Here is a 13,562-nt window from a genome sequence, read left to right as displayed (position 1 = left end):
TATTGTTTTCCTTAAAACAACGCTTCTTAATCCTTATTCTCAGAAAATATATCGGTTCCTCCATTTTAACCAACATATGATATATTTGTTTTAATAAGATTTGCAGATTCAAATTTGCCGTACAAGTTGAATGTGCGTAAGATGAATATATTCGAACTTAAGCAATCTTTTTCATACATGTAAAATAGAATACGGAGGATACCCCAGTGAAATGGATCAACCATACCATCGGTCGCCAATTGATGTTCGCCTTCTATATGGTGTTCGTCGCACTCAGCATCACGTCTGCGATCGTTTATTTCTACACGGAACAAAAAATCGATCAGGCGAATGCGACATTCGATGACTTACGTGAACGACGAACGAATGCCAACGCACTCGCAAGCGAGTGGACCGTCGCGCAAAGTAACGTCAAATCCTATTTGTTGACCGGCTCACAGGAAACACTGGATACCGTCAAGACGAATCAACAGGAAATCAATCGTTTAACGACATGGTTCGAGAAGTACGCTGTGTACGAGCAAGGAAAAGAGTACGCAACCGCGACACGTCAAATGTATGACGATTATTTCGGAACAGCACTGCCGCTCCTCAACGAATACGTCGAAGGAAAAAAAGACGGGAAAATCAACGAAGATTTTGTTGATCCGAATACACTTGCTGCCCTGTCGAACGGAAAAGACTTATTCACAGCGAATGGGACGTTACGTGGATCAGTCAGTCTGTCAGATGCTGATATCGATATGACACGGATTGATACGTTGCTTGGTGATTACCTGACTTTAATCCAAGGGAAGGAAGTGGATGCAAAGAACGATCTTCTAGGCGAGATGCGCGTTGCGCAGTTCATCTGGCTCTCGAATCTTGTCGTGCTGATACTAGTGCTCCTATCACTCGTGCGTCCATTCATCAGCCGCATTACAAAACAAGTCAATGCCTTGTCTCGTGACAGCGCGATGCTTGCAACAGGTGAAGACATCCAAGCGATTCCATTGCCAAAACGTAAGGACGAACTGCATACGTTGACGACATCATTCAATCAGATGGCGGCTTCGATTGCTGATAACAAGGTCCATATGCTGGCGAAGAACGAAGAACTCCAAGCACAACAGGAAGAACTCGTCGCCCAGCAAGAAGAACTGCAAGCGCAACAGGAAGAGCTTGAGGAAGCACTCGATATCACGCTTCGGAGCGAACAACATCTCAAGTACCGCAATGAATTGACCGAGACGCTTGCGTCCCGTGAGACACTGACGGCGTATCCAGAAATCATCGAGAAGCTCGTCTCGATCACGCATTCTGAGATCGGTGCCCTGTTGTTCCTCGATCAACAAGAAGTCCGCTCGACGATCGATTATGGGATGACGGAAGAGATGGTCGGTCGTCTTGTCTCCGATGATCAATCACTCTTGCACCGCGCACGCCTCCTGAAGCGTCCAGTTCATTCATCGAAACAGGTCGCGCATGAGAGTCCGCTTCCATACCCATACTATATGTATGAGGTCGCAGTCCCTGTTCTTGATCCGTCAAAAGAGCACATGATTGCCTGTATCTATCTCGTTCGTTATCGTGACGCCTTTACAGCGGAGCAGATGGATGACATCCTGTCGTTCTCGCATCAATTGTCGCTCTCCCTTCTCCGGATGGGGATCTATGAAGAAATGATTCGTGAGAAGAATAAGACGACGCAACTGTTGAACTCGATCCGGGAAGCAGTCGTCTACATCGAACATGAGACGGACGAATTGCTCGTCAACGAACCGCTGATGACGTTGTTCCCGGAAGTCCCAACAGAGTTCAAAGACAAAGAGCGCTCTGCCTTCCAGCAAGCGATGCAAGCACTCGCTGACATCATCGATGAACCAGCACCATTTGAGCGTTACATCGAACAGATCGTTGAGCTGAATTTACCAAAAGATAGCTTGATCGTCTCGATTCGAAAACAGAGTACGTACATCCAGATTTATGCCGAGAAGATTGAAGTCGACGGCATGTGGGTCGGTACGATGCTTGTTCTCCGTGACGTCACAAAGGAAACGGAAGCCGAGCGGATGAAGGAAGAATTCGTCTCGACCGTCTCGCATGAATTACGGACCCCACTCTCTTCGATCTATGGCTTCACCGAGCTGATGCTTAATAAACGGTTCGAGGAAGAACGGCAACGGAAATATCTCCAGACGATCCACTCCGAGACGGGTCGCCTGACGACGCTCGTCAATGACTTCCTCGATGTTCAACGGATGGAATCGAGTGAACACCGTTACGAGATGACGACGTTTGATGTCGTCGAACTCGCCCAGGATTTAATCGAGTTCTATGATGTCTCGCATGAGACACACACGATTGATTTTGAGGCACGTGGACCGATCATGATCGACGGCGACGCAGAAAAGATGAAGCAGTTGCTCAACAACCTGCTCAGCAATGCCGTCAAATATTCACCAAGCGGCGGGACGGTCTTGATACGGATTTCGAACGAACTCGGTTTCGCCCAAATCCGCATCCAGGATGAAGGCATCGGGATTCCACAAGACGCGCTTCCGAAGTTGTTCGATAAGTTCTACCGTGTCGATAACTCCGAGACACGGAAAATCGGTGGAACCGGTCTTGGTCTATCGATCTGTAAGGAAATCGTTAAACACCACAGCGGAACGATTGATGTCGAATCCGTCGTCGGTGTTGGATCAACCTTTACGATCCGTTTCCCGATTGCTGTCATCTCGACCATCCTCACGTATGAAGATTAATCACCTGACCGTTCACATCATGTGGACGGTCTTTTTTGTCGTTAGATTCGACGACGTGCGGGGTATAGTCAAAAGCGCATTAGGATAAGGAGGAATCAACATGCAACTGGGATGGATTGGTTTAGGACATATGGGTATACCGATGGCAAAACGTCTGCTTGACGGTGGGCATGACGTGATCGTCTACAACCGGACGTTTGAAAAAACAGCGCCGTTGACTGCTCGAGGAGCAAAAGCTGTCAAAGAAGCACAGGAAGCAGTACGTCAAAGCGACATCATCTTCGTCATGCTCGCGGACGGACCAGCTGTCGCGTCCGTTCTCGAGAGTGTAACAGACGACCTCACAGGTAAGACGATCGTCAACTTGAGTACAATCTCACCGGAAGAGACAAGGAAGATGGCTCGGCTTGTCGAAGAGAATGGTGGGACGTATCTTGAAGTTCCTGTTTCGGGGTCCGTCCCCGTCGCAGAAAACGGGCAGCTCGTCTTGCTTGCTGGCGGTGACGCAGACGTCGTCACGGCTTGTAAGCCGTATCTTGATCTACTCGGAAAGGAAACGATCCATTTCGGTCCACATGGCTCAGGAAGTGCGGCAAAACTTGCCATCAATCTCTTACTCGCCGTCGTCGGACAAGGAGTCGCGGAGACGTTGTTGCTCGGAGAAGGTGCGGGTCTTGAGAAAGAGAAGCTGATCCAGATGATCAGTGCATCGGGCATGAACACGCCGCTCTTCACCGGTAAACGGGACATGTACCGGAACAACGATTTCCCGTCTGCCTTCCCGCTTCGCTTGATGGCGAAGGATCTCGGGCTGATCATAACTGAAGCAAAACGTCAGCAGCTCGAGTTGCCGCTCGCTCAAGCAGCGGATCGTAGTTATGCGAAGGCAAAGCTTGACCATGGGAATGCCGATATGGCCGCTATTTATCAAGCGCTACAAGACTGAATATAAAAAGCAGATCCGCACTCAAATCTGAGGCGATCTGCTTTTTCATGTTATTTCAGTGACGTGACGATTCCCATCATCTGATCGGTCGTCATCAGTGCTTTTGAATTGAATTGATACGCCCGTTGAATCTGTGTCAAATTCGTCATCTCGGTTGCCATATCGACGTTCGACGACTCGAGTGTGCCGACCGTCAATGGGTTGCCACCGACCGCCTGATATTGTTCCGGTGTCGTGAATAAACCAGAACCGTCTTCCGTCAACTGGTTCGGATTGTCGATATACCCGACACCAATCCGTGCGAGGACACGGCGCTCTCCATTGACGATTCCCGTGACGTTGCCGTCCTTGTTCAATTCGACACCCGTCGCATCCGCAGGTAAGAGAATTGGTTCATTTTGACCGTTGACGACAGACCGTCCCGCGTCATCCGTCAATTGAATACGCCCATCGGCTTGCGGAGATAGTTGGAAGTTTCCGTCTCGCGTGAACTTCGTCATCCCATCCCGATCGATGACCGCAAAGAAATGATGCGGATCCGATAAGGCGGCATCGAGTGCCCGGTCCGTCCGTTTGAACGTTCCCATCGAAAAGCGCGTCGCTTCATTGGCGACATAACCGCCGACACCGATTCGTAAGCCGGCCGGTGTCGATAAAGGTCCCGTTTGCAACGTAGCCGGTTGATTCTGGATGTTACGCGTCAACAGCTCTTTAAACTGGGCGTCACGACGTTTATATCCGTTCGTATCGACATTCGCTAAGTTATGCCCGGTCGTATCGAGTTGTTTTTGTAATTGCGCCATTGTACTAGCTGACGTATAGAGTGATTGCATGGTGTTCCCCTTTCATTATCGGACGCGACCGATTTCAGAAACTGCCTTTTCCGCTGTCCGATCATACGCTTGAATGACTTTTTGATTCGCTTCAAACTGACGCAGACCAGCGTTCATCTCTGCCATCGTTTGTTCGATTGCGACGTTCCCTAGTTCAAGTACCCCTTGATCGACCTTGACGTTGCCTTGCGCCAGCGCTTCAGGTGCCCGGTAGAGTCCGTTTTCGACTCGTTCAAGTTGTTCCGTATTATTCGTCGTCACGAGTCCAAGTCGTCCGACTTGTTCTCCGTTCCCACGCGTCACGATACCTTCAGGTGAGACTTTGAAATCGTCATTGCCGACGTTCATGATATTTCCGTTCTCATCGAGTACCTGATCGCCGTCCGTCGTCCGCAAGATACCGTCTCCATCGACCGCAAACTGTCCGTTCGTTGTATACAACACTTCTCCTTCAGGTGCTGTTCCGCCTCCATTACCATGTAGGATCGTAAACATCGGTACGCCTTCCGCCGAACTGATCTGTAAATCCGTCGCATTTCCTGTCTCCGTGATGGATCCGGGTGCGAAGTTCGGTGTCGCTGCCTGCATGAACACACCTGTCGCGAGTGTACCGACGTTTCCAGCAGGTCGAATTCCCGTCCGTTCATTCGTCGCCGCTTGATGGATCATCATCTCTGGAAACGTGCGCAGGGATGCTTGATCGGCACGGAAGCCGGGCGTCCGTGCATTCGCTAAGTTATTACTCAACATCTCTTGTTGGCGTTGCAATGCCTGCATCGCACCGGATGCCGTATACATTCCGCGTAACATCTATATTTCATCTCCTCATTGACTTCATGTTCAATTCTATCTTTTAGTATATCGGTCCGTTTGCTTCAGATTATGAGTTTTTTTCAAAAAAAGGGAATAAAATTCTGAGTTGCATCTAAAGTACTACTATTCCTATCAAAAAATCATTCTCCTTCTTTTGAATTCGTTTCATATTCATAATTATTCCAATTGGTTATAATTAGAAGTAGTTCATATCGACCAGTTGAAACGAGGTGATGACGGTGTCTTTCTTTAAAAGACGTACGAACCAATCGACCACTCCTTCTTTAGATTTCACACTGTTGACAGACATGACCCACTTCCTTGAAAATCACCCGGATGCAGTTTATACGATGGATTTGAAAGGAAATTTCATCGCATTTAATAATAAGCTACCTCTTTTACTCGGTTATCCTACCGACGCGATCCGTGGTATGCATTTCAGCGAGCTGCTCATCAAATCAGAAGCTGAACGTATTGCACCACTAAAACATCGTGTTCACGAAGGCGAAACGATTCATTTCACAACGGACATTCAACGAAAAGATGGTCAAATCCTGACTGTCAACGTCACGAACATTCCCCTCTACAATCAACACGTCATCATTGGACTTTACGGCATTGCGCGTGACGTCTCCCAACAAAAAGAATTACGTACCGCTTATAATCGTCTACTTGCAAAGGAACAGTTGACGACGACGCTTGACGGCGTCACCTTTCTTGAATATATTCCTTCGACGAAACAACTGACTGCCGATGCCGCACTTAGTCAATTGCTAGAATGGTCACAGCGTCATGTCGCACAAATGGATGCATACGAACTGCTCGACGAAATCCACCCGGAAGACCGCGATCTATTCTTACAACAGAGTACTGCCTTGTGTGACGAGCTGATTGCTGAATTCTCGATGTCCCTTCGAATGAGCAAACGACGTCACTATACGAAAGTCGTTCGTTGTGATGCCTTACTTCAGCAAAACTCTTCTCCCCGCTGCGTCAACTTCATCCTGCATGATGCGACGGAGCTGACGAGTCTTGAACGCGAACGCGATCATGCCATTCAGTCCTTAAAGGATGTCTTCGGCTCACTGGATACGTCCATTTACGAACATATCTATCATCCGCAAACCGTCACGTTTCAATCAGCCGGTTTTTTAGCTCCCTATCAGCACATCCTGAACCGGATTGAAAAGGAACCCCAGTTATGGCGGACACTGATTCACCCCGAGGATTTACCACATTTAGAACTCTCGTATCCTGAGATTCGTAACGGTAAGGTCATCCGACACGTCTATCGCCTCCAACTCCTCGACAATGTCTTTTGGATCGAGGAAACCTGTATTCCAATTCTTGATAATAAGGGCGATGTCTCGGGTCATTATGGGGTCTCGTCTGACATTACGATTTTAAAAGAGCAACAGCATACGATTTGGCATCTCTCCATGCATGACTCGCTAACTCAGTTACCGAACCGCGCCTTTTTACTCGAGGAAATCACGAGTTTATTGAAGACACGAACATCGTTTACGTTGCTTGCTGTCACCTTTAAGCAATACAATGTCATACATGAACGTTTCGGACATGATGTCGGAGATGAATGGATTCGCCAGACGAGTACTGAAGTGCGTCGCTTTGCAGATCAAGATCATTTCGTCGGTCATCTGTTCGGTGATAAGTATCTCTTCATCATTAAGAAACCGATTGATGAGACAGCTATCGTGAAACTAAGCCATCAGCTACTGAAGCTGTCTGAAAAACGTTTTGATGTCTTGTCTTATGAATTGTTCACGAACGTCTATATCGGTATCACATACGTCGTCAACGATAAACTATCAGCAGACGAATTATTGAAACAAACGTATACAGCACTCCGGCGTGCGAAATCACGAACGAAGAGCAATTATCAGTTTTACTCGACGACGCTCGATATTGATATGTATCGCCGTTATGAACTCGAACGGGATTTACGATACGCCATTCAAAACGAGCAGCTCGTCCTCGAATACCAGCCGAAAGTCGATGGCTGGAACGGAAATATCCAAGGAGCCGAAGCATTGATTCGCTGGAATCATCCGGAGTGGGGACGCTTGACGCCAAAGGATTTTCTCTCCTTGTCGGAAGAAAGTGAGATGTATCTCCACATTGGGGATTGGGTACTCGATCAGACATGTCGTTTTCTCAGTAAGCTTCGTGAACAACGCCATTCGAACATCGTTCCGATTTCCATCAACGTCTCCCCGAAGCGTCTGTTTTACGGAGATTTCGGACAAGTCATCGAACAATATCTCAAGCGATACCGAGTACCGGGTCATCTCCTTGAGATTGAATTACTCGAGTCCGACATCTTACTTGAAAGCGATAAAATCCATGAGATTCTAGAACGAATTTCTGCACTCGGTGTCCATATCTCCTTAGATGACTTCGGTACCGCCTATTCATCGATCTCTCACGTCCAGCGCTATCCGATCAATTGCCTGAAGATCGATCGTTCTCTCGCGCAACTGATCGAGCACGATCCAAAAAGTCGTTCCGTCGTCAAAAGCATTCTCTTCATGGCAAAGGAGTTTCAATTGACAGTCGTCGCAGAAGGCATCGAAACGATTCCGCAGCTCGACTTTTATCGCGAGTTACAGTGCGACCTGATTCAAGGTTATTTGTTTAGCAAACCTGTGTCAGAGAGCACTTTTGAAAAATTACTGACGAAAGGGATGTTATATCCTCAACACACCGGTACAGCCGCTCCAGTCGAAGCGATCTTATCGTTATTCGCTCAAATCACGATTACCCGGCTAAACGGTCGAGCCATCCAAGTCGGATCCTCTGATATCCTGATCAACCGATGTACGAATAAGACGCTGTTCTTCTACTCTTCGATTCGTCTGCCGATTCATCAAAACATCGAACTAAACGTGACACTTGCCTCATTGATTCATCCCGAGATTTTTCTCGTTCCTGTATCCATCACGGAACTCGATAACGGTCTATTCCATTATGCAGCGGATTTCAAGGTGCGTGCGCTCTCTTCTCTCGTCCAGGAGCAACTGAAACATTCTCAACCTTCCTTTTTGGAAGACGTTCTCGAACCGCCTTCTTAAGACAAAAAACACGTCGACTCCTTCGTTAGAGTCGACGTGTTTTACCTTATCCGTTATTTTTACTGAGCACTGCTGTTTGTGTCCGCTCTAACACGGCATTCGTGATGACGATCAGTCCAGTGAAGAGGAATAATGCTTCAAAGCCGAAGTGCCCGGCAATCTGTCCACCCGCGAGTGGTCCGAGGAAGTTCCCCATGAACTGCGCGGACTGGTTATATCCAAAGATCCGGCCTGACGCATTGGCTGGCGTATTCTTCCGAAGCAACGTTTGGACGGACGGCATTAGTGCTGCTGTCGCAAAACCAATTCCCATCCGTAAGACGATCAGTTGGCTCGTATCCGTGACGAACGCTTGCGGAATCAAGAACGCCGCAAAAATAAGTAGCGCAAAGAACAAGACACGCTCTGCTCCAATCTTATCTGAGAGACGACCGAGACGCTGTGCCGCAATCAATGCCGCGATCCCAGGTGCCGAAGCGACGATCCCGGATAGTAACGCGAGACGTTCTGTACCCGGACTGAGTTCCCGGACGTAGAGCGACAGAATTGGACTAATCGATTGTGCCGCGAACTGAATCAGGAACGTCGTCAAAAAGAGACTTAAAATGAGTTCCGGATGACGAAGCGACTGGATAACTTCTTTCGCGGACGCCATTTTTTTGACTTCCATTGGGACGAATTCTTCTTTAACTAAGAAGTAGGTCACGAGGAAGGTAATGAAGAGCGGAACGCTCGTAAAGAGAAAAACGGGTCGAAGCCCAACAACGTCGGCGAGGAATCCTCCAATGAGAGGTCCTAGCAATCCACCGGCAATCCCACCGGTCGACAGGGTGCCGAGCGCCCAGCCACTTTTCTCTTTTGGGGTTTGGGAAGCAACGAGTGTAATACCGGCTGAAATGAATCCGGATACGGCTCCCATGACAAGACGTAAGAATACGAGTTGATAAACGTCTTGAACGAAACTAATCAAGAACATGACGATCGACATACCAAGACTTGCACGAAGCAACATCAGCTTCCGACCTTTTCGATCGGCGAGACGTCCCCAAATCGGTGAGACGATCGCAGCGACGAGGAACGTTGCACCAAAAGCGATGCCGGACCAGGTCGTAATATCTTGTCGGCTGTCGACACCAAGTTCTTCAATGAATAAGGGCAAAAACGGTAAAACGAGACTGAGGGCTGCAGCGGTCAAAAAACTACCGAACCAAACGACGACTAAATTTCTTTTCCACAATGGCATTGTGGCATCACTTCCTTTTATTTTACAATTCGTTTCAATACAACAACTTCTAATATACACTTCACAATGTGAAATGTCTAGCGTTTGAATCGTTCAAGTATTTCTTCCAGTTGTCCTCTACTCTTCATTAATTCGCAAAATGAATGCTACAAAAAAAGAAGCATTCTCCGATGAGAACACTTCCTTCCTATCATCACTTGCCTAGATTATCGAGCATGATGCCTGTACCGCGTGCGACACATAGCATTGGATCTTCTGCGATCAGAACCGGTAGTCCGAGTTCTTTTGCAAGCAGTTGATCGATGCCGTCAAGGAGTGCACCCCCACCCGTCAGGATGATACCGCGATCGATGATATCCGCTGCAAGCTCTGGTGGCGTCTTCTCGAGCACACGCTTCGTTGCTTCGACGATTTCCATCGCTGCTTCCGCGAGCGCTTCGTGCATCTCTTCTGATGTCACCGTGATGTTGTGCGGTAAGCCTGTCACGAGATTGCGTCCCCGAATATCCATCTGTTCGCTCCGTCCGTCTTCTGAAACAGTAGCAACTGTCGTCTTGACCGCTTGTGCCGTCCGTTCCCCGATGATGAGCTTATGTGTATCCTTGATTGAACGGATGATGTCGTGGTCGAAGCGATCTCCTGCGACTTTGATCGTCTCCCCGCATACGATATCACCCATCGATAGTACAGCGACGTCCGTCGTTCCCCCACCGATATCAATGACCATGTGCCCTGCTGGCATCCAAATGTCCATACCAGCACCGACTGCTGCGACCTTCGGCTCGACTTCGAGGAAGACCGTCTTTGCGCCTGATTTTTCACCGGCTTGACGAATCGCCTTCGCTTCAACCGTCGTGATGCTTGCTGGTGTACAGATCAACATCCGGACGCCACCGAACATCTTACGGACTTCAATCTTATCGATGAAATGGCGAAGCATTGCTTCCGTCATTTCGAAGTCCGCGATGACTCCGTCTTGTAAAGGACGAATCGCGACGATGTTCCCCGGTGTCCGCCCTACCATCAAGTGTGCTTCCGTTCCTACTGCATGAATCTTACCTGTTGCCTTATCGATCGCGACGACCGATGGCTCATCGAGGACGATGCCTCTCCCTTTGACATGAATGACGACGTTCGCCGTCCCTAAGTCGATTCCGATATCTTTTGAAAACATCTCGTGTGCTCTCCTTTACCCGATGGCTATTCTTCCAAAATATAGAACGTCGTTTGGACGTCTAACCCATTTATGTATACATACTTTTCAATTCTAGCATACGCCTCATAACGAAACGACTTTCTTTTTCGCTTTTCACATTTCATTGTCATCTTTTTGAAAATACAGCAAAAAAGCATCATCTCAAAAACATGAGATGATGCTTCGATAATTGGAATTAAAGCTTTGTTGCTGCCGTTTCTTCGACGATTGCCGCTTCTTCTGTCACACGTTCGACGTCTGCACCGAGTGCTTGAAGTTTGAGGTGGAAGTCGACGTATCCACGATCGATGTGGTGAAGCGCACCGACACGCGTTTCGCCTTCAGCGATCAATCCTGCTGTGACGAGTGCAGCACCTGAGCGAAGATCCGTTGAAAGAACTTCTGCTCCTTGCAACTGTACGCCGCCATTGATGATCGACGAGCGACCTTCAATCTTGATGTCCGCATTCATGCGACGGAATTCTTCGACGTGCATGAAACGGTTTTCGAAGACCGTTTCCGTGATGACGGATGTGCCGCCCGCTTTAAGAACGAGTGCCATCATTTGTGCTTGAACGTCTGTCGGGAAACCAGGGTGTGGCATCGTCTTGACATCAACTGCTTCGAGTTTTGCTGGACCAACGACACGGAGTCCTTCTTCTGTATCCGTGATTTTAACGCCCATCTCTTCCATCTTCGAGATGAGTGGACGAAGGTGTTCGCGCTCAGCACCGATGACTTCGACGTCACCTTCTGTGATCGCTGCTGCGATCATGAACGTACCTGCTTCAATCCGGTCAGGAATGACATAGTGTGTTGCACCGTGTAATTTCTCGACGCCTTCGATGCGGATCGTTTCTGTACCTGCACCGCGGACTTTTGCGCCCATTGCGTTCAAGAAGTTCGCAAGGTCAACGATTTCTGGTTCTTTTGCGACGTTCTCGATGACTGTCGTTCCTTCTGCGAGTGTCGCAGCCATCATGATATTCTCTGTCGCACCGACTGATGGGAAGTCGAGGTAGATTTTTGCACCTTGGAGACGACCGTCGACATGCGCTTCAACAAATCCGTTTCCGATGATCGTCTTCGCGCCCATCGCTTCGAATCCTTTCAAGTGAAGATCGATCGGACGTGATCCGATTGCACAGCCACCTGGCATTGCAACGCGTGCGCGCCCGAGGCGTGCAAGTAATGGACCCATGACGAGAATCGAAGCTCGCATCTTACGCACGTACTCGAGTGGTGCCTCGTCTTTAAGATTCGGCTCTGCATTGACCGTCACCGTGTTGGCTTCCGCATCGAATTCGACTTCCGCGTTCAAGTTGCGCAACACGTTATTGATCGTATAGACGTCTGCTAAACGTGGTACGTTTTGAAGGACGGATTTCCCTTCTGATGCAAGCAATGTTGCAACGAGTGTTTTTAATACGGCATTTTTTGCACCTTCTACTTTGACTGTGCCAGCTAATTTACGTCCGCCTCGGACAACGATTTTTTCCATTCCCCATACTCCTCTGCTTCGTTTCTGTTCTATTTATGATGGCGTGATAAGTGCGTATGCGGTTCGAGATGAACCGATAGAAGAGAAACTCCCAATAGTTAAAACTACTACGCGACTGTTTCGATGATTGATAAATTGACTGTGTTCTTTCATTAAAGAACAGTGTCCTTTTCCATGGTAATCCAGTTTCACGATACAAGGTTTACAATGAAGTTACAAGTTCAGCTGAATAAGAATTTCAGACGTTGCGCAAAACCAGCATATTCAAGTAAAAAGCGCGCCAGACTGGAACCAAGAGCAACAGCAAGCAGGACACGTAGTAAAACCGCCTGTGGACCTCTAGGATGTTGCAGGAATTTATCCCATTTGATTGGTAACATCACCCACCAAGCAAACAAGATGGCGATCACGTACATGAGCATGCTGATCAGAGCACTAATACCAATTGACGTCACTATCCTCGCACCTCTTCTTCATAATTTCTTCAACTTTACCATGATTTCATAAAATGAATGATTGCGCAAACAAAATGACACAAGCTGCATTTATTTTATCGCATAAAATATATTTATTGAAGAGCAAATGAGGAAAATCATGAGCTTTCTGTTGAAGAAATCGTGAAAACAAGGCATATAGTGTTCTTTTACATATTTTTCGCTTCCTAAACCTGATTCCAAGCGCCTCGCTCAGAAAACGCTTCTTCGCACTCATTCATTGATGCGTCGTACAAAAAAAGACCCGATTCCATGAAGGAATCGAGTCTTTGATCGACATCAATCGCGACCGTAATCTTTCAAGCTGAGACGGTTAACTGCTCGTTTCAGTGAAAGTTCAGCACGCTTGAATTCGAGTTCTGATAATTTCGTGTCCTGGAGACGACGTTCTGCACGAACCTTCGCAGCTGCAGCACGGTCGTAGTCGACCTTGTCTGCTTGCTCCGCAGTTTCCGCAAGAACCGTTACAGTATCCTGGCGCACTTCCATAAAGCCACCGCTGATAGCGATCAACGTGCGTCCGCCATCTTCGTGGCGCAACTTCAAGATGCTGATGTCGAGTGGTGTCACGAGTGGGACGTGGTGCGGGAGAACCCCGATCTCACCAGAAATCGTCTTCGCAACGACCATACGGACATCGCCATCATACACTTCGCCATCCGGGGTGACGATATTGACATGAAGTGTGTTCATCTCAA

Annotated in this window: 10 protein-coding genes; 3 read left to right on the top strand and 7 right to left on the bottom strand. The window is 48.1% G+C overall.

All coding sequences use genetic code 11. From position 1 onward, the window contains the following. Window positions 1–206 precede the first annotated feature (206 nt). Entirely contained in the window at window positions 207–2,747 is a 2,541-nt protein-coding gene (locus KNQ14_RS00660) for an ATP-binding protein (protein WP_214859215.1), read from the top strand. A 100-nt stretch (window positions 2,748–2,847) separates the two neighbouring features. Next, window positions 2,848–3,693 (top strand): NAD(P)-dependent oxidoreductase, encoded by an 846-nt coding sequence (locus KNQ14_RS00655; protein ID WP_214859213.1) that lies wholly within the window; start codon window positions 2,848–2,850, stop codon window positions 3,691–3,693. Window positions 3,694–3,743: 50 nt separating this feature from the next. Here KNQ14_RS00655 and KNQ14_RS00650 read toward each other — a convergent pair whose 3' ends face one another. Both KNQ14_RS00650 and KNQ14_RS00645 read right to left on the bottom strand, forming a co-directional pair. Beyond that, window positions 3,744–4,526, bottom strand: coding sequence for a flagellar hook-basal body protein (locus KNQ14_RS00650; RefSeq protein ID WP_035395874.1), 783 nt, complete (start codon window positions 4,524–4,526; stop codon window positions 3,744–3,746). 15 nt (window positions 4,527–4,541) lie between these two features. Then, window positions 4,542–5,336 (bottom strand): flagellar hook-basal body protein, encoded by a 795-nt coding sequence (locus KNQ14_RS00645; protein WP_035395871.1) that lies wholly within the window; start codon window positions 5,334–5,336, stop codon window positions 4,542–4,544. A gap of 311 nt (window positions 5,337–5,647) precedes the next feature. Between KNQ14_RS00645 and KNQ14_RS00640 the strand changes: the two genes are divergently transcribed. Next, complete coding sequence (locus tag KNQ14_RS00640) at window positions 5,648–8,431, top strand: sensor domain-containing protein (protein WP_251138296.1); 2,784 nt, start codon at window positions 5,648–5,650, stop codon at window positions 8,429–8,431. A 46-nt stretch (window positions 8,432–8,477) separates the two neighbouring features. Here the strand turns inward: KNQ14_RS00640 and KNQ14_RS00635 are convergent, their stop codons facing one another. From KNQ14_RS00635 to KNQ14_RS00615, 5 genes are all read right to left on the bottom strand, one after another. Then, window positions 8,478–9,674 carry a multidrug efflux MFS transporter gene (locus KNQ14_RS00635; RefSeq protein ID WP_058712959.1) on the bottom strand — a complete coding sequence of 399 codons (1,197 nt, stop codon included), beginning with the start codon at window positions 9,672–9,674 and terminating at the stop codon, window positions 8,478–8,480. A gap of 193 nt (window positions 9,675–9,867) precedes the next feature. Beyond that, window positions 9,868–10,848: a rod shape-determining protein MreB gene (gene mreB, locus KNQ14_RS00630; RefSeq protein ID WP_023469490.1), complete on the bottom strand. Its 981-nt coding sequence runs from the start codon at window positions 10,846–10,848 to the stop codon at window positions 9,868–9,870. A gap of 217 nt (window positions 10,849–11,065) precedes the next feature. Further along, the gene (gene murA / locus KNQ14_RS00625; protein WP_023469491.1) at window positions 11,066–12,370 is read right to left on the bottom strand and encodes a UDP-N-acetylglucosamine 1-carboxyvinyltransferase; all 1,305 of its coding nucleotides are present in this window, start codon (window positions 12,368–12,370) and stop codon (window positions 11,066–11,068) included. A gap of 221 nt (window positions 12,371–12,591) precedes the next feature. Further along, window positions 12,592–12,825 (bottom strand): DUF1146 family protein, encoded by a 234-nt coding sequence (locus KNQ14_RS00620; RefSeq protein ID WP_023469492.1) that lies wholly within the window; start codon window positions 12,823–12,825, stop codon window positions 12,592–12,594. A 318-nt stretch (window positions 12,826–13,143) separates the two neighbouring features. Continuing rightward, on the bottom strand, window positions 13,144–13,557 hold the full coding sequence (locus KNQ14_RS00615; RefSeq protein ID WP_029342737.1) for a F0F1 ATP synthase subunit epsilon: 414 nt from the start codon (window positions 13,555–13,557) through the stop codon (window positions 13,144–13,146). Window positions 13,558–13,562: the final 5 nt, after the last annotated feature.

The organism is Exiguobacterium sp. s161, assembly GCF_018619045.1.
Taxonomy (GTDB): Bacteria; Bacillota; Bacilli; order Exiguobacteriales; family Exiguobacteriaceae; genus Exiguobacterium_A; species Exiguobacterium_A indicum.
This window is presented reverse-complemented; position numbering and strand designations above follow the sequence as displayed.

Excerpts from the sequence above, each read along its gene's own strand:
- KNQ14_RS00635 (WP_058712959.1), bottom strand. The coding sequence starts at position 9,674 with ATGCCATTGTGGAAAAGAAATTTAGTCGTCGTTTGGTTCGGTAGTTTT.
- KNQ14_RS00615 (WP_029342737.1), bottom strand. The coding sequence starts at position 13,557 with ATGAACACACTTCATGTCAATATCGTCACCCCGGATGGCGAAGTGTAT.
- KNQ14_RS00650 (WP_035395874.1), bottom strand. The coding sequence starts at position 4,526 with ATGCAATCACTCTATACGTCAGCTAGTACAATGGCGCAATTACAAAAA.
- murA (WP_023469491.1), bottom strand. The coding sequence starts at position 12,370 with ATGGAAAAAATCGTTGTCCGAGGCGGACGTAAATTAGCTGGCACAGTC.
- mreB (WP_023469490.1), bottom strand. The coding sequence starts at position 10,848 with ATGTTTTCAAAAGATATCGGAATCGACTTAGGGACGGCGAACGTCGTC.
- KNQ14_RS00655 (WP_214859213.1), top strand. The coding sequence starts at position 2,848 with ATGCAACTGGGATGGATTGGTTTAGGACATATGGGTATACCGATGGCA.
- KNQ14_RS00640 (WP_251138296.1), top strand. The coding sequence starts at position 5,648 with ATGACCCACTTCCTTGAAAATCACCCGGATGCAGTTTATACGATGGAT.
- KNQ14_RS00645 (WP_035395871.1), bottom strand. The coding sequence starts at position 5,336 with ATGTTACGCGGAATGTATACGGCATCCGGTGCGATGCAGGCATTGCAA.